The organism is Streptomyces sp. CB09001 (genome assembly GCF_003369795.1).
Taxonomy (GTDB): Bacteria; Actinomycetota; Actinomycetes; order Streptomycetales; family Streptomycetaceae; genus Streptomyces.
The window spans coordinates 4856752-4875514 of sequence record NZ_CP026730.1 but is presented as its reverse complement, the minus strand read 5'-3'; the positions used below and the strand labels follow the sequence as shown (position 1 = coordinate 4875514).

Annotated in this window: 19 protein-coding genes; 8 read left to right on the top strand and 11 right to left on the bottom strand. The window is 72.3% G+C overall.

What is annotated here, in order from left to right; genetic code table 11:
• Positions 1-4: 4 nt before the first annotated feature.
• The 3 genes from C4J65_RS22865 to C4J65_RS22855 all read right to left on the bottom strand — a co-directional run bounded on the left by C4J65_RS22865 (position 5) and on the right by C4J65_RS22855 (position 2364).
• Positions 5-610 carry a MarC family protein gene (locus C4J65_RS22865; protein WP_003973815.1) on the bottom strand — a complete coding sequence of 202 codons (606 nt, stop codon included), beginning with the start codon at positions 608-610 and terminating at the stop codon, positions 5-7.
• 64 nt (positions 611-674) lie between these two features.
• Complete coding sequence (locus tag C4J65_RS22860; protein WP_115744073.1) at positions 675-1532, bottom strand: PHP domain-containing protein; 858 nt, start codon at positions 1530-1532, stop codon at positions 675-677.
• Between the two features lie 181 nt (positions 1533-1713).
• Positions 1714-2364 carry a DUF6758 family protein gene (locus C4J65_RS22855; RefSeq protein WP_003973817.1) on the bottom strand — a complete coding sequence of 217 codons (651 nt, stop codon included), beginning with the start codon at positions 2362-2364 and terminating at the stop codon, positions 1714-1716.
• Between the two features lie 193 nt (positions 2365-2557).
• Between C4J65_RS22855 and C4J65_RS22850 the strand changes: the two genes are divergently transcribed.
• Entirely contained in the window at positions 2558-3817 is a 1260-nt protein-coding gene (locus C4J65_RS22850) for an MFS transporter (RefSeq protein WP_115744072.1), read from the top strand.
• Between the two features lie 49 nt (positions 3818-3866).
• Here C4J65_RS22850 and C4J65_RS22845 read toward each other — a convergent pair whose 3' ends face one another.
• Positions 3867-4463 (bottom strand): suppressor of fused domain protein, encoded by a 597-nt coding sequence (locus C4J65_RS22845; RefSeq protein ID WP_115744071.1) that lies wholly within the window; start codon positions 4461-4463, stop codon positions 3867-3869.
• Between the two features lie 511 nt (positions 4464-4974).
• Between C4J65_RS22845 and C4J65_RS22840 the strand changes: the two genes are divergently transcribed.
• Both C4J65_RS22840 and C4J65_RS22835 read left to right on the top strand, forming a co-directional pair.
• Positions 4975-6090 carry a magnesium and cobalt transport protein CorA gene (locus tag C4J65_RS22840; protein WP_115744070.1) on the top strand — a complete coding sequence of 372 codons (1116 nt, stop codon included), beginning with the start codon at positions 4975-4977 and terminating at the stop codon, positions 6088-6090.
• Positions 6091-6123: 33 nt separating this feature from the next.
• Complete coding sequence (locus C4J65_RS22835) at positions 6124-6636, top strand: hypothetical protein (RefSeq protein WP_115744069.1); 513 nt, start codon at positions 6124-6126, stop codon at positions 6634-6636.
• Between the two features lie 15 nt (positions 6637-6651).
• Here C4J65_RS22835 and C4J65_RS22830 read toward each other — a convergent pair whose 3' ends face one another.
• Positions 6652-7389, bottom strand: coding sequence for a hypothetical protein (locus C4J65_RS22830; protein WP_162833298.1), 738 nt, complete (start codon positions 7387-7389; stop codon positions 6652-6654).
• Between the two features lie 291 nt (positions 7390-7680).
• Here C4J65_RS22830 and C4J65_RS22825 point away from each other — a divergent pair, with 291 nt between their 5' ends.
• Genes C4J65_RS22825 through C4J65_RS22815 form a run of 3 tightly spaced genes read left to right on the top strand, consistent with a single transcriptional unit; the run spans position 7681 to position 10767 of the window.
• A complete protein-coding gene (locus tag C4J65_RS22825; protein ID WP_115744067.1) occupies positions 7681-9000 on the top strand; it encodes a CBS domain-containing protein in 1320 nt (439 codons plus the stop codon).
• Positions 8990-9589 (top strand): DUF1003 domain-containing protein, encoded by a 600-nt coding sequence (locus C4J65_RS22820; RefSeq protein ID WP_162833297.1) that lies wholly within the window; start codon positions 8990-8992, stop codon positions 9587-9589. The genes C4J65_RS22825 and C4J65_RS22820 overlap by 11 nt, the downstream gene beginning before the upstream one ends.
• A gap of 44 nt (positions 9590-9633) precedes the next feature.
• Positions 9634-10767: an Mrp/NBP35 family ATP-binding protein gene (locus C4J65_RS22815; protein WP_115744066.1), complete on the top strand. Its 1134-nt coding sequence runs from the start codon at positions 9634-9636 to the stop codon at positions 10765-10767.
• A 90-nt stretch (positions 10768-10857) separates the two neighbouring features.
• Here the strand turns inward: C4J65_RS22815 and C4J65_RS22810 are convergent, their stop codons facing one another.
• The 5 genes from C4J65_RS22810 to sigE all read right to left on the bottom strand — a co-directional run bounded on the left by C4J65_RS22810 (position 10858) and on the right by sigE (position 16183).
• Positions 10858-11529 (bottom strand): hypothetical protein, encoded by a 672-nt coding sequence (locus C4J65_RS22810; RefSeq protein WP_162833296.1) that lies wholly within the window; start codon positions 11527-11529, stop codon positions 10858-10860.
• A 231-nt stretch (positions 11530-11760) separates the two neighbouring features.
• A complete protein-coding gene (locus C4J65_RS22805; RefSeq protein ID WP_115744064.1) occupies positions 11761-12240 on the bottom strand; it encodes a sec-independent translocase in 480 nt (159 codons plus the stop codon).
• 146 nt (positions 12241-12386) lie between these two features.
• Positions 12387-14408 carry a trypsin-like peptidase domain-containing protein gene (locus C4J65_RS22800; protein ID WP_115744063.1) on the bottom strand — a complete coding sequence of 674 codons (2022 nt, stop codon included), beginning with the start codon at positions 14406-14408 and terminating at the stop codon, positions 12387-12389.
• Between the two features lie 117 nt (positions 14409-14525).
• Positions 14526-15515 carry a zf-HC2 domain-containing protein gene (locus C4J65_RS22795; protein ID WP_115744062.1) on the bottom strand — a complete coding sequence of 330 codons (990 nt, stop codon included), beginning with the start codon at positions 15513-15515 and terminating at the stop codon, positions 14526-14528.
• Entirely contained in the window at positions 15512-16183 is a 672-nt protein-coding gene (gene sigE, locus C4J65_RS22790) for an RNA polymerase sigma factor SigE (RefSeq protein ID WP_115744061.1), read from the bottom strand. Before sigE ends, C4J65_RS22795 begins: the two co-directional genes overlap by 4 nt.
• A 247-nt stretch (positions 16184-16430) precedes the next feature.
• Here sigE and C4J65_RS22785 point away from each other — a divergent pair, with 247 nt between their 5' ends.
• Complete coding sequence (locus tag C4J65_RS22785; protein WP_162833618.1) at positions 16431-17129, top strand: O-methyltransferase; 699 nt, start codon at positions 16431-16433, stop codon at positions 17127-17129.
• Positions 17130-17251: 122 nt separating this feature from the next.
• Here C4J65_RS22785 and C4J65_RS22780 read toward each other — a convergent pair whose 3' ends face one another.
• Entirely contained in the window at positions 17252-17419 is a 168-nt protein-coding gene (locus tag C4J65_RS22780; RefSeq protein WP_003966491.1) for a DUF3117 domain-containing protein, read from the bottom strand.
• Positions 17420-17778: 359 nt separating this feature from the next.
• Between C4J65_RS22780 and C4J65_RS22775 the strand changes: the two genes are divergently transcribed.
• Positions 17779-18582 (top strand): enoyl-CoA hydratase-related protein, encoded by an 804-nt coding sequence (locus C4J65_RS22775; protein WP_115744060.1) that lies wholly within the window; start codon positions 17779-17781, stop codon positions 18580-18582.
• Positions 18583-18763: the final 181 nt, after the last annotated feature.

Here is an 18763-nt window from a genome sequence, read left to right as displayed (position 1 = left end):
GTGTTCACGCGCCCTGGATCACCTGCGTGACGCCGTTGATGATCTGCTGCACGGCGATCGCGGAGAGCATCATGCCGGCGAGGCGGGTCACCAGGACCACGCCGCCGTCCTTGATGACCCGGATGATCAGCAGCGAGTACCGCATCACCAGCCACAGCACCACGTGGATGGCGAGGATCGCCGCCCACACCGAGACCTGCGTGGTCACGCTGTCCGCCTTCTGCACGGCGAGGATGACCGACACGATCGCGCCGGGCCCGGCGAGCAGCGGCATGCCCAGCGGTACGAGGGCGACGTTGACGTCCTTGGTCTGCTTGGGCTCGTCCGTCTTGCCGGTGAGCAGGTCGAGGGCGATCAGCAGGAGCAGCAGCCCGCCCGCGATCATCAGGGCGGGCACGGAGACGTGCAGGTAGTCGAGGATCTGGTGCCCGAGCAGACCGAACACCGTGATCACACCACCGGCGACGCAGACGGCCTGGAGGGCCATCCGCTTCTGCACCTTGCCGGGGCGGCCGGAGGTGAGGGCGAGGAAGATCGGGGTGATCCCGGGGGGATCCATGATGACGAAAAGGGTCAGGAAGAGGGAGCCGAAGACGGCGACGTCGAACATGGGTGAGCTACTGGCCTTGCGGAGGAGTGGGAAGGGTGGAAGGGGGTCGTGCGGGAGGTGGGACTCAGGCCCCGCCGGCCCCCGGCACGGGGAACGCCCCGAACGCACGTCGCGTGATCTCCCCGTACACCTCGGGGTCGGTCGTGTACTCGCCGAGCACGCAGGTCTTCCGGCTGCCGTGGTAGTCGCTGGAGCCGGTCACCAGGAGCCCCAGCTCCTTCGCCGTCCCGCGCAGCCGTGCCCGCGTCTGCGCGTCGTGGTCCATGTGGTCGACCTCGATGCCGTCGAGCCCGGCGGCCGCCAGGTCGGCGATCGCGGCCTCGGACACCGTACGGCCCCGCTTGGCGGCGGCCGGGTGCGCGAACACGGCGACCCCGCCCGCGCCCTTGATCAGCCGGAGCGCCTCGAACGGGTCGGTCTCGTGCTTCGCCACGTGGGCCCGGCCGCCGTCGGCCAGCCAGTCCTGGGTGAAGGCGTCGTTCACGGTCGGGACGACGCCCAGTTCGACGAGGGCGGAGGCGACGTGCGGCCGGCCGACGGAGCCGCCACCGGCGATCCTGGCGACCTGCTCCCAGGTGACGGGCACGCCCAGTTCGTTGAGCTTGGCGACCATGGCCCGGGCCCGCGGCACCCGGTCGTCCCGGACCAGCTCGCGCTCGGCGAGCAGGGCGGGCTCCTCGGGGTCGAAGAGGTAGGCCAGCATGTGCATGCTGATGCCGTCGAGCCGGCAGGAGAGCTCGGCGCCGGTGACGAGGGTGAGCCCCTCGGGCAGCGCGGCGACGGCCTCGGCGTGGCCGCGGGTGGTGTCGTGGTCGGTCAGCGCGACGACGTCGAGTCCGGTCACGGCGGCCTTGCGCACCAGCTGGGCCGGGGTGTCCGTGCCGTCGGACGCCGTGGAGTGGGTGTGCAGATCGATGCGCACGACGCTGACTCCAAGCGGTGACGGGACGGAGGGGGACGCTCCAGGATAACCGGAACTCGGACCCCCGCCGTCACACCCGCAGCACCCCTGCGCCCCCTACGCGCCCCCGCACCCTGCCCGCCCGGACGGCTACGGCCGCGGCACGACAACCGGCCCGCCGCCCTGCCCACCCCAGGCGGCGCTACGGCGCCGTGGGCTCGATCAGCCGCGGCGACAGCGCCCCGCACGGCACCAGGTCCACCTCGGCCCCGGCGTCCCGCAGGTCGGTCAGCACCAGCTCCTCGTACATCAGCAGCCCGGACCGCTCGGGCCACACCACGGCCCACAGCCACATGCCGAGGGCCTCCCCGGCGAACACGGCACGGTCGACGGGACCCCCGGAGACGTGCCAGAGCGGGGTGGGGCGGCCCGCGGCCAGGACCTTGACCTGGGGCGGCTTCTCGACGTCCAGGTACGGTCCGGGGTCCGGCCCGTCGAGGCCCGCGTACCGCGCGCCGAGGCCGACGCCGAGTTCCTCGGCGACCAGGATCAGCTCACCGATGCCCCCGAGCGGGCCGGGTCCCGAGCAGGCGACGGCGGTCGCCCGGCCCCCGCTGCGGTCGTCGCCCGCACAGGCCACGCCGGTGAACAGCCAGCCGACCGGCAGCGGCCAGGGCATCCACAACGGCACCTGCGTGCGGTGCACCACGACGCCGAGCGCCTCGACGCTGGGCGGGAGTACGGGCTGGACCGGGTGCACGGTGCCGTGCAGGTCGCACTGCCAGGAATCGGCGAAGAGGCCGGGAGCCCTGACCCGGCCACCACACTTCGGGCAACTGGGTTCGCCCCTCATAGAGCCCCACGGTCCTACCCCCGCTCCCCCACGTCAAGGACGATCACCCATCCGGAGGGAAGGGCACCGGCCGGGCCGGCTCCCGAGTGACTAGATGTACATTGCATTAATTAGCAGAGCTAACTTACTATGTGCATATGCCAACCATTTGGCACCCCACCTCGTTCCCCCTCGTCCCCATTGGAGAGCAAGCATGGACCCCTTCGACGCGGGTACGGGCGGCATCCTGCGGCAGCCCAAGGCGGTGTGGGCGACCGCGGGCGCGTCCGTCGTGGCCTTCATGGGCATCGGGCTCGTCGACCCGATCCTCCCGTCCATCGCCCAGGGCCTGGACGCGAGCGCCGGGCAGGTCTCGCTCCTGTTCACCTCGTACTTCCTGATCACCGCGCTGGCCATGCTGGTCACCGGCTTCGTCTCCAGCCGCATCGGCGGCCGCAGGACCCTGCTCCTCGGCCTGGCCTTCGTCGTGGTCTTCGCGGGCCTCGCCGGCACCTCCGACACCGTCGGCCAGCTCGTCGGCTACCGGGCCGGCTGGGGCCTGGGCAACGCGCTGTTCGTCTCGACGGCCCTCGCGGTGATCGTCGGTGCGGCGGCCGGCGGCAGCGCCGCCGCGATCCTGCTCTACGAGTCCGCCCTCGGCCTCGGCATGGCCTGCGGCCCGCTGCTGGGCGCACTGCTCGGCGACGCCAGCTGGCGCTACCCGTTCTTCGGCACGGCCTTCCTGATGGCGATCGGCTTCCTGTGCATCACGGTGTTCCTGAAGGAGCAGCCGAAGCCGGCCCGCAAGACCTCGCTGCTCGACCCGATCAGGGCGCTGGGCCACGGCGGCCTCGCCTCCGCCGCGGTCTCGGCGTTCTTCTACAACTACACGTTCTTCACCGTGCTGGCCTTCACCCCCTTCGTGCTGAACATGACGCCGTACAAGTCCGGCGCCGTCTTCTTCGCGTGGGGTGTGCTGCTCGCCGTCTTCTCGGTCCTGGTCGCGCCGCGCATGCAGCGGCGCTTCGGCTCGCTCAAGGTGCTCGGCGGCTCGCTGGTGCTGCTGGCGGCCGACGTCCTGGTCCTCGGCTACGGCAACCACACCGCGGCGATCGTCTGCACGATCCTGTCCGGCCCGTTCATCGGCGTGAACAACACCGTCTACACCGAGCTGGCCCTCGGTGTCTCGGACGCGCCGCGTCCGGTGGCGAGCGCCGGCTACAACTTCGTGCGCTGGTTCGCCGCGGCGGCCGCGCCCTACTTCGCGCCGAAGATCGAGGAGTGGACCGACGTCCACATCCCGTTCGTGGTGGCGGCGGTGACCGCCCTGCTCGGCGCGGTCGTGGTCGTCGTACGGCGTCGCGCGCTCACCCTCCCCCACTCTCGGCTTCGCTCGAGCGGGGGGACCCCCATGGCGGAGGCGCTGGAGCCGCGGCACGCGAGCGAGGACTCGGTCACGGTCTTCGCCAACTGACGAGACGGAACCGGTGAGTTACGTCACTTCGGTACGTCAGCCCGCCGCATCAGTCCAGCGGAACGGACCTGCGCGCAGGATCGCGCAGGTCGGTTCCGTGGTTCAGCCAGCGCTCCTGGAGGGCGGGCGCGCCGTGCACGCGCTTCCAGGCGGCCTCGTTCGGCGTCATCGGCAGCAGCGGCAGGAACCGCACCGGGTCCAGCGGGGCGTCCAGCTCCAGATCCTCCACCAGGCCCCCCGGCTCGGCGACCAGGACCGAGGTGAACGGGGCCCCGGGCCACAGCGGCTCACCGACGTCCAGCGACGCGCCGGGCGCCACGATCACACCCTCGACCTGCGGGGACGCGGCCAGTACGGCGAGCGGGCGCAGCACCTTGTCGGTGTCGGCCGCCCCGGAGCGCACGGAGAGCACCAGCTCGGCCCGGGGCCCCTTGACCGGGTCGGCGAGCGCGGCCGTGGGGTCCGCCATGGGCTGGGCCGACATGCCGAGGGTGGCGTAGCGGACGACGTCGCCCTCCTGGCCGGCGGCGGGGAAACGCAGCACCTCGATGCGGTCGGTGCCGAGGAAGGTGACCGCCGCGCGCGCGTCCGGCTCACCCAGCGCGCTGTGCAACCGGGCCTCGACCAGAGGAAGAACATCAGCCATGCGGCGAGCATAGAACTCGTCGGGAAGAGGCAAAGCGGCGCCTTGACACGTCGGGTGACTGGTACTCTGGCCCAGCGGTTCGGGGCAGCACGCAGAGCGTCGCGATCAAGTCCCCGACACTGTGAACACTCCCCTACGGGGAACCCCTCCAAACAAGGGGAATGGATCGTCCCTCACGAGGGACCGGCCGGAGGAGGTGGGGCTGGCATGGACCGAAGTCGACCGTGCAGTACCACCCGCTCTTCCGGCCGCTGACGCAGCCGCACCGGCTTTCTTCCCGTCGCCGCCGCCCGTAGGCGCGCCCTCGCAAGGAAGAGCACTTCGTCTCGTTTTGCCTGACCCGGCCGTCGGTCCGGATCAGCAGCTGAATCAGCAGCGAAGTCGGCCACCGCGACGGTGCGGTGCCCCCCGCTTTGTGGACGCGCCGAGCACGCGTGGTCTGGACGTCCTCATTCCGGGTGGTTCCACCCGTCTCCGGCCTCGTTCGCCGCCCGCCGCGAAGGAGCCTGCCATGTCGATGATCCGTGACCTGCGCGCCGCCGTCCGCCCGTCCCGCGTCTCCCTGCGCAAGGACGGCGGTGCCTACGACACCACCCGCGACCCGGCGACCGCCTCCGCCGTCGTGGACTGCGCCATCTACCGCGACGGCACCCGGGTCGAGACGGACGTGCCGCTGACCCCGCACACGGCGATGCGCCAGGTGCGCCGCGACGGCGGGTTCGTGTGGATCGGCCTGCACGAGCCCACCGAGGACGAGTTCGCCGGTATCGCCCGGGAGTTCGGGCTGCACCCGCTGGCCGTGGAGGACGCGGTCCAGGCCCACCAGCGGCCCAAGCTGGAGCGCTACGACGACTCCCTGTTCACGGTCTTCAAGACCGTCCACTACGTCGACCACGACCAGCTCACCGCCAACAGCGAGGTCGTCGAGACCGGCGAGGTCATGTGCTTCACCGGGCGGGACTTCTTCATCACCGTCCGGCACGGTGGGCAGGGTTCGCTGCGGGCGCTGCGCCGCCGCCTCCAGGAGGACCCCGAGCTGCTGCTCAAGGGCCCCTCCGCCGTGCTGCACACCATCGCCGACCACGTCGTCGACGGCTACATCGCGGTCGCCGACGCGGTGCAGGACGACATCGACGAGGTCGAGACGGAGGTGTTCTCGCCGGGCCGCAAGGGCTCCCCGCGCGGCACGGACGCCGGACGGATCTACCAGCTCAAGCGCGAGGTGCTGGAGTTCAAGCGGGCGGTGGCGCCGCTGCTGCGACCCATGCTGCTGCTCAGCGAGCGGCCGATGCGGCTGATCGACCCGGAGATCCAGAAGTACTTCCGGGACGTCGCCGACCACGTGGCCCGGGTGCAGGAGCAGGTCATCGGCTTCGACGAACTGCTGAACTCGATCCTCCAGGCCAACCTGGCCCAGGCGTCCGTCGCGCAGAACGAGGACATGCGCAAGATCACCTCGTGGGCCGCGATCATCGCCGTGCCGACGATGGTGTGCGGTGTGTACGGCATGAACTTCGACTACATGCCGGAGACGCACTGGAAGTTCGGCTACCCCCTGGTCCTGTCGATCACGGTCGGCATCTGTCTGGGCATCCACCGCACCCTCAAGCGCAACGGCTGGCTCTGAGACCGCCCCCGGGGGCCTGGATAGGCTGACGGCATGACAAGCGAGCTGCTCGACCAGGCCCTCGTCGAGGAGGCCACCAAGAAGTCCGGCCTCGTCTGGGTCAAGGGCCCCGGGGTGCCCGCCCGCGCGCTGTGGCACGTCTGGCACGAGGGCGCGGCCTGCGTCGTCGGCGACGGGCCGGGCGAACAGCCGCTGCCGGGTCTTGCCGACGGGGCCACGGCCGAGGTGACGGTGCGCAGCAAGGACAAGGGCGGCCGGCTGGTCTCCTGGGCCGCGCGGGTCGTGGAGCTGCCGTCCGGTTCCGAGGCGTGGCAGGCGGCGGTCGGCGACCTGAAGGGCAAGCGGCTGAACGCCCCGGACGGCGAGGCCATGACCGACCGCTGGGCCCGCGAGTGCCGGGTGCTGCGCCTGGAGCCGACGGGGACCACGGCGCCGCTGCCCGACGCCTCGCTGGCCGAGGCGCCGCTGCCGAGCCCGGCGACGACCCGGCAGCCGGCGCCGGCGGGGCTGCCGCGCCTGCTGCTGAAGCGCCGCAAACGGCGCTGACGGCACCGGGTCGTTTCAGGAGGACGGCAGCTGCCTGCCGTAGTCCAGGGTGTCGTCCTTCGCCGGCTCCTCCAGCGCGAAGTCCTTGTTCCAGTCCGAGAAGCCGATCGTGCCCGCGCTGCCCGCCCGCACCAGACGCAGCGGGTACGGGGTGCCCTCCAGGGAGACGTCCAGCGAGCCGCCCGCGCCGTCGTCTCCGGTGATCCGGATGGTGCGCACCCCGGCCTGCTCGTGACGGCCGTCCGTCTTCACCGTGCCGTGCAGGGTCAGCAGACCGCCGAGGAGGACGTCCTTGTCCGTGAAGCCGCTGAACTTCTTGTACACGGGGTCGCTCTGCGGCACCTTCACGTACTTCCCCGCGAGCTTGTCGGCCGCCTTGGCGTCGCCGCCGTCGTGGCTCCAGAACCCGGCGTCGGCCTTGAGGAAGAGCTGCTCGCCGACGCGCAGCAGCCTGAACGTCGTCCCCTCGGCGGCGACCGACCCGGTGCCTCCGTCGGCCTTCAGCCGCATGTCCAGGGTGTACCTGTTGCCGCCGGCGTCCACCGTGCCGTGCAGGCGCACCGTTTCGGCGGCCGCCGCGGCCGTCCCGGCCTTCGCCTGGATCTTGTCGGCCGGGACCTTTCCGAGGCCGTTGGTGCCCGCGTCGGGGTCCTCGCTGCTGCATCCCGTCAGCCCGGCTCCCGTCACGGCGAGGGCGCACACCGCGCCCAGCCAGGCGGCCCTGCGGATTCGGCGCCGGGGAGTCACAGACACAGGTGGGGCTGCCTTTCTGACAGGGCTGACACGGGGCCGACGGACGTCGGCATCGCGCCGACCGGGCCAGGGCGCAGCGTACCGGGGCCGTGCGGGGCGAACGGAGCCAGTCCGTCCGGACCGGCCGCCAGGGCGAGGGCGATCGGGACGGGCTAGCCTGAAGCGCGTCCGAGCGGGCAATTCGGAAAAGAGACACCGTACGAATCAGCGTTCACGCACTCTCACTCGTCTCTCTCGACTGTCACGCACTCGCCCCCGGCTCCGCGAAGCGTGAGGAAAGGAGCCGCGGCCATGGCAGCGGGCGCCCCCCGGATCTTCGTCTCCCACCTCTCCGGCATCGCCGTGTTCGACCCGGCCGGTGACCAGGTGGGCCGCGTCCGCGATCTGGTCGTCATGCTCCGCGTCGGCCGCAAGCCCCCGCGCGTCCTCGGACTGGTCGTCGAACTCACCACCCGCCGCCGGATCTTCCTGCCCATGACCCGGGTCACCGGCATCGAGTCCGGCCAGGTGATCACCACCGGCGTGCTCAACGTCCGGCGCTTCGAGCAGCGGCCCACCGAGCGCCTCGTCTTCGGCGAGCTGCTCGACCGGCGGGTCACGCTCACCGAGACGGGCGAGGAGGTCACGGTGCTGGACCTGTCGGTGCAGCAGCTGCCCGCCCGCCGGGACTGGGAGATCGACAAGGTCTTCGTCCGCAAGGGCAGGAAGGGCGGCGCCTTCCGCCGCAACAAGGGCGAGACGCTGACCGTGGAGTGGTCCGGCGTCTCCGGCTTCTCCGTCGAGGAGCAGGGGCAGGGCGCCGAGAACCTGCTGGCCACCTTCGAGCAGCTGCGCCCCGCCGACCTCGCCAACGTGCTGCACCACCTGTCCGCCAAGCGCCGCGCGGAGGTCGCCGCCGCCCTCGACGACGACCGGCTGGCCGACGTTCTGGAGGAGCTGCCGGAGGACGACCAGATCGAGATCCTCGGCAAGCTCAAGGAGGAGCGCGCGGCGGACGTCCTGGAGGCGATGGACCCCGACGACGCGGCCGACCTGCTCGGCGAGCTGCCCGAGGCCGACAAGGAGCGGCTGCTGAGCCTGATGCAGCCCGACGACGCGGCGGACATGCGGCGCCTGATGGCGTACGAGGAGCACACGGCCGGCGGTCTGATGACGACCGAGCCGATCGTGCTGCGGCCCGACGCGACCGTCGCCGACGCCTTGGCCCGCATCCGCAACCCCGACCTGTCCCCGGCGCACGCCGCCCAGGTCTACGTCTGCCGCCCGCCCGAGGAGACCCCGACCGGCAAGTACCTGGGCACCGTCCACTTCCAGCGCCTGCTGCGGGACCCCCCGTACACGCTGGTCGGCTCGATCCTCGACGACGACCTGCAACCGCTGGAGCCGGACGCCGCGCTGCCCGTGGTCGCCGGGTTCTTCGCCGCGTACGACATGGTCGCGGCGCCGGTCGTCGACGACTCGGGGGCGCTGCTCGGCGCGGTCACCGTGGACGACGTACTGGACCACATGCTGCCCGACGACTGGCGGGAGACCGAGTACCACCTGGACGGGACGGAGACGGAGACGGCGACGGAGACGGCGACGGGGGAGGTGGGCACCGATGGTGCCTGAGCGCGAGACGGCGGCCCGGGAGCGCGCGGCGTCGGGGGCCACCGCGTCCTCCCGGGCCCGGGCCCGCCTCGACCAGCCGCGCCCGCCGCGCCGCAGGCTGCTGCCCGAGTGGGACCCGGAGTCCTTCGGCCGGCTGTCGGAGCGCGTCGCGCGCTTCCTGGGCACCGGGCGGTTCATCGTCTGGATGACGGTCGTCATCATCCTGTGGGTGGTGTGGAACGTGTCCGCGCCGAGCGGCCTGCGCTTCGACGAGTACCCCTTCATCTTCCTGACGCTGATGCTGTCGCTCCAGGCCTCCTACGCGGCCCCGCTGATCCTGCTCGCGCAGAACCGGCAGGACGACCGGGACCGGGTCAATCTGGAGCAGGACCGCAAGCAGAACGAGCGGTCGATCGCCGACACCGAGTACCTGACCCGGGAGATCGCCGCCCTGCGCATCGGGCTCGGCGAGGTCGCCACGCGGGACTGGATCCGCTCCGAGCTCCAGGACCTGGTCAGGGATCTGGAGGAGCGGCAGAACGGCCACCACCCCGACCGCGGGGTATTCCCGGCGGATCGGTCCGCGGGACGTGACGTACACGACCGCTGACGGGGCTTTCCGCGCCCCGTGGGCGGCGCCGTACCATCGACCCTATGGCTACGGAAGACGCGGTGCGCGAAGCACTGGCGACGGTGAACGACCCCGAGATCAACCGGCCCATCACCGAGCTGGGGATGGTCAAGTCGGTGGACATCGGCGCGGACGGAGCGGTCGCGGTCGCCGTGTACCTGACGGTCTCCGGCTGCCCCATGCGGGACACCATCACGCAGCGCGTGACGGACGCGGTCTCCCGCGTCGAGGGTGTCACGCGCGTCGATGTCGAGCTGGACGTGATGAGCGACGAGCAGCGCAAGGAGCTGGCCACCGCCCTGCGCGGCGGCCAGACCGAGCGCGAGGTGCCCTTCGCCAAGCCCGGCAGCCTGACCCGGGTGTACGCGGTCGCGTCCGGCAAGGGCGGCGTCGGCAAGTCCTCGGTGACGGTGAACCTGGCGGCCTCGATGGCGGCCGACGGGCTGAAGGTCGGTGTCGTCGACGCCGACATCTACGGCCACTCGGTGCCGCGCATGCTGGGCGCCGACGGGCGTCCCACCCAGGTCGAGAACATGATCATGCCGCCTTCGGCCCACGGCGTGAAGGTCATCTCGATCGGCATGTTCACCCCGGGCAACGCGCCGGTGGTCTGGCGCGGCCCGATGCTGCACCGCGCGCTCCAGCAGTTCCTGGCGGACGTGTACTGGGGCGACCTGGACGTCCTGCTGCTCGACCTGCCGCCCGGCACCGGGGACATCGCGATCTCGGTGGCGCAGCTGGTGCCGAACGCCGAGATCCTGGTCGTGACGACCCCTCAGCAGGCCGCGGCCGAGGTGGCGGAGCGGGCCGGCGCCATCGCGGTGCAGACCCACCAGAAGATCGTCGGCGTGGTGGAGAACATGTCCGGGCTGCCCTGCCCGCACTGCGGCGAGATGGTCGACGTGTTCGGCACCGGCGGCGGGCAGGCGGTCGCCGACGGCCTGACACGTACGACCGGTGCGTCGGTGCCGGTCCTCGGCTCCATCCCGATCGACGTCCGGCTGCGCGAGGGCGGTGACGAGGGCAAGCCCGTCGTCCTGTCCGACCCGGACTCCCCGGCGGGCGCGGCGCTGCGCTCGATCGCGGGCAAGCTCGGAGGGCGGCAGCGGGGCCTTTCCGGGCTGTCGCTGGGGATCACGCCGAAGAACAAGTTCTGACGTTCCGTACGGGATACGGGTACGGAAGCAGGGGCGCTGTCCGTCGGACGGCGCCCCTCGTCGTACGCACGGCTGTGGGACGGGCCCCGGCTAGGCGTACGCGGCGATGTCCTTGACGACGGCGAAGGCCAGCCCGTAGGCGCTCATGCCCCGTCCGTACGCGCCGAGGTGCACGCCCTGCTCGGTCGAACCGGCCAGTACCCAGCCGAACTCGGACTCCCGGTAGTGGAAGGGCGTCGGCACGCCGTCCACCGGGAGGGACAGCGTCGTCCATTCGTCGCCGTCGAGGTCGTCCGCGAGGACCCACGCGGTCTCCGTCTGCTGTTCCAGCCAGTCGTCGCGCAGCGAGTGGTCCATCTGGCCCGGCCAGGTGAAGGACAGCAGCCCAACGCCGGCCAGCCAGGCCGCCGAGGACACCGAGGTGGCCTCCAGCAGGCCGGTGCCGTCGGCGCTGCGCCGGTCCGGGTTGGCCGCGACGGTCACGACGACCGCGAACTTCTCCTTGGCGTCCTGCTCGTCGCCCGCCACGTGCTCGTTGCGCACCGACGGTTCGTCGCCGTGCCCGATCGAGCCGTGTTCCACGGCCCCGTCGGCCGCCGTACCGATCTGCATCAGCCGGCGCCGCCCCGTGAAGGCCTCGTCGAGGCCGTACCACGGGAAGGGCGCACGCAGGTAGCCGTCGACCGTATGCCGGCCGGAGGGGGACTGTGGTCCGCCCTCCGCGGCCGGCGCCTGCGCGACTGCCCGACTCGTCGTCTCCATGTGCCCGGACGCCTCCTCGCTCTCGTCGGACCGGAACGGCCCGCCCCCCTTCGGGCGCACTCGTCCGGTCCGCACAACAACTCGGGCAGCATAGCCACCCCACTGGCGGCAGCCGGGAAATCGCCCGGCGCGTGAGCCGCGCGGGCGTCGCCTTCGGGACCTGTGCGCCCCGTCCGGAGTATGAGACACGTCACGTTCGCGGCCCGCGGGCCGGGCGTGGGACGGACGGGGTCAGGTGGCGTCCATGTCGAAGGGCGGGCGGTCGTCGGCGGCGGGCTTGTCGGTCTTCCCGGGCTTCTCGGGCTTCTTCGACATGTCGACGCGGCCGCTGCCGGACCCGGCGGACGACGATCCGGAGGACGACGACCCCGAGGACGACGGCTCCGTGTCGCGGCCGTGGACCGCGTCGGTGACCTCGGCCATCTCCTTCTTCAGGTCGAAGCCGTTGCGGATCTCCTTGAGCCCCAGCTCGTCGTTGTCCAGTTGCTTGCGGATGAACGTCTTGGGGTTGAGGTCCTCGAACTCGAAGTCCTTGAACTCGGGGCCCAGCTCCTGGCGGATGTCCTGCTTGGCGCTGTCCGAGAACTCCCGGATCTTCCGGATGGTGCGCGTCACGTCCTGGATGACCTTGGGGAGCTTGTCCGGACCGAAGACGAGCACGGCGAGGACGACGAGCGTCACCAGCTCTAGTGCGCCTATGTCATTGAACACCTGAAGCTCCTTGGGATGTCCGGGCCGCCACCACGGTACCCGCCGATCCCGTCCGACCGGTACCGTCCCGTGAGCCCCGAGTGGGTGTACGTGAGCGCTTTCCGAATTGTTTGCCTTCCTGGCGCCTTGTCGGGACCTTCCGGCGGTCAGTCGCCGCCGGAGGAGCCGAGCACCAGTGAGACCTTCGTCTCCTCGCCGCCGCGTTCCAGGGTCAGTTCCAGGCGGTCGCCGGGGCGGTGGGCGCGGGTCTTGACGATGAGTTCCTCGCCGGAGTGCACGCGTTGTCCGTCGACCGCGGTGATCACGTCCCCGGGCCTGATGCCCGCCTGGGCGCCGGGGCCGCCGGTGGTGACCGCGGGTCCGCCGTCGCCGCCCTTGGCACTCACGCGGGCGCCGTCACCCGTGTAGTTCATGTCGAGGGTGATGCCGATGACCGGGTGGGCGGCCTTGCCGGTGTTGATCAGTTCCTCGGCCACGCGCTTGCCCTGGTTGATGGGGATGGCGAAGCCGAGGCCTATGGAACCGGCCTGCCCGTCCTCCGACTCGGCGCTGCCGCTGTCGGCGGAGCGGATGGCGGAGTTGATGCCGATGGCCCGGCCCCGCGCGTCCAGCAGGGGGCCGCCGGAGTTGCCGGGGTTGATGGGCGCGTCGGTCTGCAGGGCGTCGACGTACGAGATGTCGCTGCCGTCGCCCTCCTCGCCGCCGGCGGTGATGGGCCGTTCCTTGGCGCTGATGATGCCGGAGGTGACCGTGCCGGCCAGGTCGAAGGGGGCGCCGATGGCGACGACGGGGTCGCCGACGCGCACGTTGTCGGAGTTGCCGAGGGGCAGGGGGGTGAGGCCGCTGACGCCCTTGACCTTCACCACGGCGAGGTCGTAGCCGCTGTCCCGGCCGACGACCTCGGCCTCGGCGGTGTCGCCGCTGTTGAAGGTCACGGTGATCTCGCCGCCGGAGCCGGCGGGTTCCACGACGTGGTTGTTGGTCAGGATGTGGCCGCGGGCGTCGAGTACGAACCCGGTGCCGGTGCCGGCCGCCTCGCTGCCGCTCACGTGCAGGGTCACCACGCTGGGCAGGGCGCGCGCGGCGATGCCCGCGACGCTGTCCGGGTCCCGCTCGGCCGCCTCGGGTCCGGCCTGGGGCAGCTCGACCGTGCCCACGCCGCCGTTCCGTTCCAGGTACGCGCCCACGCCGCCGCCGATGCCGCCGGAGACCAGGGCGATGAGCAGCGCCCCGCCGACGAGCGCCTTCGTGCGCGGCGCGCGGCGCCGCTTCGGCGCGCGGTCGGCCGCGTGGTGGTGCTGGGCGGAGGCGGCCCAGGGGTCGTAACGCCCCCACGGATCGGCGGCGGCCTCGGCGCCGGGCGGCGGGGCCGCCGGGCCCGCCCAGGGTCCGGGCGCCGTCACCGGCGACGGGTCGGAGGGCGGGGCGGTGGCGCGGGGCGCCGTGTCGTACGCCGGAGCCGCGGCCGGCGGATGCTGCCCGTGTGCTGTCCGCGGCGCCGGAGGCGGGGCGTCCGCGAACGCGGGGTCGGGCGCCGCGCCCGCAGGCGGAGACGCCGACGACGCGCCCGGGGGCGGCACCGGGGCGTGCGGGCCCTCCGGCGCGGGCGTGACCGGGGCGTGCGGCGCCGCCGTCGTCACCGTGCCGTGTGCCGGGGTGGCCGCGGGGTGCTGGACCGGCGGTGCGGGGGCCCAGGGGCCGGGCTCACCGTACGGCGGGGTGCTGTACGGGTCGGGTTCGTGCAGCGGCCTGGGCCGCTCGGCGTCGGACGTGCCGTCGGCGGCCGGAGCGGAGCCGGTCCCCGCGCGGGACCGCGACCCCGCGTCCACCATCTGGGCGGCGTGCCCGCCCTCCTGCCGGGGCAGACCGGCATCCGGCGGCTCGGGGACGTCGGCGCCCGGTTGCCGGTGCGGCTCCGTCGGTTCGTCCCGCTCGGGCCGGGGCAGGTCCAGCTCGTAGTCGCCCGCTTCGGTCGCGCGGGAGGTCGCCGCCACCGGACGGGCCAGCTCGAAGTCGCCCCCGTCGGTCGCCCGGTCCTCGGTGGCCGTGCCCGTGCCCGTGGTGGGCGCCGGGCGGGGGCGTGCCAGTTCGAAGTCGCCGTCGGATGCTTCCTCGGACGAGCGGGAACGACTCCACCACTTCGCCTTCGGGGGCTTCCCCTCGTTCATGTTCTCCCCTGCAGCTGGCCGCAGATCGTCGGCTCCTGGGTCCTGTCGTCGACAGGGCCCTGGGCTCTGACGCCACCCCGGATTCAATCAGGTTCGCGGACCGGCGGGCAGATCCCGTCAGCGAACCGGAGGGTAGGAGGCGGCCGGAGAAGCCGCCGGGTAGGGGGACGGAGCCGGGTCGGGGGCGGCAAGCAGGCTGGGCGGCCTGACCTCGGGGGCCGCCGACCAGGAGTTGAGGGAGAGCGGCGGGACGGCTTCCAGCGGGCGTATCAGCGGGGACATGGCGGCGGCTCCGGCCGTCACCGGAGTGGTCAGCGCCTGGACGGCCTGCTGCCGTGCGTCGCCCCCGGCGGGGGCCGGCATCCCGGGCAGCAGTGGCGCCGAGGCCGTGGTGGACGCTACGGGGAGGTCACCGAGCGCGCGCTGCCCCTGCCCGAGCAGCGGACCGCCCGTGCGGCGGCGCTGGCTCTCGGAACCGGTGGCCGCGGCCGAGCCCGGGGTGCGCAGCGGCGTCACGTTGCTTCCACTGCCCGAGCCACGCGCCTCGGTGGTGGTGTCCGGGGTGCCGAGGGTGACACCGCCCAGCGCGATCGCGGCCAGCGACACCGCTCCGGCGGCGGCGAAGGCGAACCGCAGGCCGCGCGAGGCCGAACGGTCGGACTCCTGTCTGCTCACCTCGTGGATGCGGAAGCCGCGCCCCGACGTGGCGGTCGGCAGCAACGGGGCGTGCGACCCGGCGGGGACGTAGTCGAACTCGAACCGCTCGCCCCGCCTCGGGCCGAAGACACCGGTGGCCGCGGACGCGCCGAAGCCTCCGGGCAGCCCGCTGAGCGGCGAGCCGCCACCGTCGGAGTCACCGCCGCCGGGAAGCCCCTGGAGGCGGGCCAGGAAGCTCTCGGACGGGGCCGGCAGGGCCGCTTCCGCGAAGACGTTCTTCAACCGGCGCTGGGCGTCGACCTCTGCCTTGCACTTCGGGCAGGTCGCCACGTGCGCCAGCACGCGCTCACGCGCGTCATGACCGAGCTCTCCGTCCACCAGGGCGGAGAGTCGGTCTCCCAGGTGCTGCTCTGCGAGGTGTCCCTCGGGCTCAGGCCGTGACGCACTCACGCGCTCGTGCCCCCTCCTCCCAGTGCGGGCACACCGGCCGCGAACGAGCGACGGTCGGCCCGCGCCTTCGGGGACCGGTGCGCGAGCGCCTTGCGCAGCTGCGAACGGCCGCGGTGGATGCGGGAGCGCACGGTGCCCAGCTTGACGCCGAGCGTCGCGGCGATCTCCTCGTACGACAGCCCTTCGATGTCGCACAGGACGACGGCGGCGCGGAACTCGGGCGCCAGGGTGTCCAGCGCCTGCTGGACGTCCGCGTCGAAGTGGGCGTCGTGGAAGAGCTGCTGCGGGGTGGGCTCCCTGCTGGGGAGCCGCTCGGCCGCGTCGTCGCCCAGCGCGTCGAACCGGATGCGCTGCTTGCGGCGCACCATGTCCAGGAAGAGATTGGTCGTGATGCGGTGCAGCCAGCCCTCGAAGGTGCCCGGCGTGTAGGTCGACAGGGAGCGGAAGACACGGACGAAGACCTCTTGGGTGAGGTCCTCGGCGTCGTGCTGGTTGCCCGTGAGGCGGTAGGCGAGGCGGTAGACCCGGCCGCTGTGGGTGCTGACGATCTCCTCCCAGGTGGGCGGAGTCCACGCCTGCCCGTCCGCGTCGCTGGAGAAGGTCGCGGTCTGGGCGTGTCCCGTGGTGGGACCGTCGGCGTGGCTGTGGTCAGCAGCGGTGTCGTTCACGGATTTCGGCCTGCCTGCCGATCCGAGGAAGCGCCTCAGCACTCCACCCCGATCCGCGGGTGCGGCCGCACCTCCCCTGTCGGCTCTGGTGGTGTCCAGTGGAGCCCCTACCATAGCCACCTCGCCCGTTAGCTCCGGATAAGCGGTTTTACGAGAATTTGATCTGCGCCGGTACGGCTCGTCCCCGGCCCGCTCGTTCGCCTCTTCGGCACCGCCTCTTTGCTTCCCCCTTTAAACGACTGGTCCCATCTGCGGGTTCCCGACGCCAACGGATACAGTCACGCCGAGGCAACGACGGGGACAGGAGAGGGTCATTACCGGCAACCGGCAGACGAGCTGGGCGTTCGCCGACGCCTATGTCGCCGAGGACGACGCGCTGCTCTGGGCACGCGACCGGGCCCGCGACGCAGGCCTGCGCTCGGTGACCCCGGGCACGGGATCCGCCCTGGGGTTGCTCGCCGCCGCCGTGGACGCCAAGGCCGTCGCGGAGATCGGCACCGGCTGCGGCGTCTCCGGCATCCATCTGCTGCACGGCATGCGGCCGGACGGGGTACTGACCACCGTCGACCCGGAGCCGGAGCACCAGCAGTTCGCCCGCCAGGCCTTCCGGGCCGCGGGCTTCGCCAGCAACCGGGCCCGGTTCATTCCCGGGCGCGCCCTGGACGTACTGCCCCGGCTCGCGGACGCCGGATACGACCTGGTCTTCTGCGACGGCGACCGTCTGGAGTACCTGGACTACCTCGCTGAATCGTTGCGCCTGCTGCGTCCCGGGGGTCTCGTCGCCTTCGAGGGCGTCTTCGGCGCAGGCCGCACGATCGACTCGGGACCGCAGCCCACCGAGGTGCTGCGGGTGCGGGAACTCCTGCGCGCGGTGCGGGAGAGCCAGGAACTGGTGCCGTCACTGCTCCCGGTGGGCGACGGACTGCTGTGCGCCGTGAAGCGCTGACCCCGAGCGCCGAACCGAAGCGCCGGAGAGAAGTGCCGCGCACGGGAAGGGCCGTCGAAGAACAATCACCCCGGCACCGCGAACGGTACCGGGGCGACTGAACGGGTATGGTCGCTCGCGCGTCAGCCGACGACCTTCTTGAGGGCGTCGCCGAGCGCGTCGGCCTCGTCGGGGGTCAGCTCGACGACGAGCCGCCCGCCGCCTTCGAGCGGAACGCGCATGACGATGCCCCGCCCCTCCTTGGTCACCTCGAGCGGGCCATCGCCCGTCCGCGGCTTCATGGCCGCCATGCTCGTTCCCCTTCCTGATACCAGCTCACCGTCACCGCCGACGGCCCGTGAGGGCACGCGCGGACCGCATGGACGCGCGACACCGGCATCGAACACATTGCTTCCCGGCCATTATCCCGCATCCCAGGACCCGATGACCAACATCGGTCGGCATCGCTTGGGCAACGCGCGCGAGCAAAACCACTCAATTCGGCGATGTGACTGCGATACTGCGCGCCCTCGCCCACTTCCACCGAACGGATACGGACCGGAATTCTTTGACGCAGGTCACACCTCATGGGCGATCCGTTCCCGGTGATCTCCGTCATGCTGTCTCCCGGACACATGCCGTTGCATGCCACGACGCGGAGGGGATCCCCATGGCCGACACCGTGCTCTACGAAGTGAGCGACGGGCTCGCGACGATCACGCTGAACCGCCCCGAGGCGATGAACGCGCTGAACATCGAGACCAAGGTCGCGCTCCGGGACGCGGTGCGTGCCGCGGCGGCGGACGACGCCGTACGGGCGGTGCTGCTGACCGCGGCCGGTGACCGGGCGTTCTGTGTCGGCCAGGACCTCAAGGAGCACATCGGACTGCTGGCCGCCGACCGGGAGACGGGCTCGGGGCAGACGATGAGCACGGTGCGCGAGCACTACAACCCGATCGTCCGGGCGCTCGCCGGCGCCGAGAAGCCGGTGGTCGCCGCCGTGAACGGCGTGGCGGCCGGAGCGGGGCTCGGTTTCGCGCTCGCCGCGGACTACCGGATCGTCGCGGACACGGCGGCGTTCAACACGTCCTTCGCGGGCGTGGCGCTCACCGCGGACTCCGGCATCTCCTGGACGCTGCCGCGCGTCGTCGGCCCCGGCCGCGCCGCCGACCTGCTCCTCTTCCCGCGCAGCATCCGCGCGCAGGAGGCGTACGAGCTGGGCATCGCGACCCGGGTCGTCCCCGCCGCGGACCTGCGCGCCGAGGCCGAGAAGACGGCGCGGGCGCTGGCCGAGGGGCCGACGGTGGCGTACGCGGCGCTGAAGGAGGCGATGGCGTACGGGCTGACGCACTCGCTGTCCGAGACGCTGGACAAGGAGGACGAGCTGCAGTCGCGGGCGGGCGCCTCCGAGGACCACGCGATCGCGGTGCGGGCGTTCGTCGAGAAGGAGAAGCCGAAGTACCTGGGCCGGTAGGCGGACACCTGCAGGCACCCGGCGACGGGCCTCGGGCGACGGGCGGGCCGCGGCGCGCGGCAAGGGAACCGGTGACGGGCCGCGAGCGGCCGGTGAAGGCGGCGGACGACAACGGGTGACAGGCTGCGGAGAGCCGACGCCGAGCGGCCCGGCGGCCGACGGCGGGCCGCCGGTGACACGC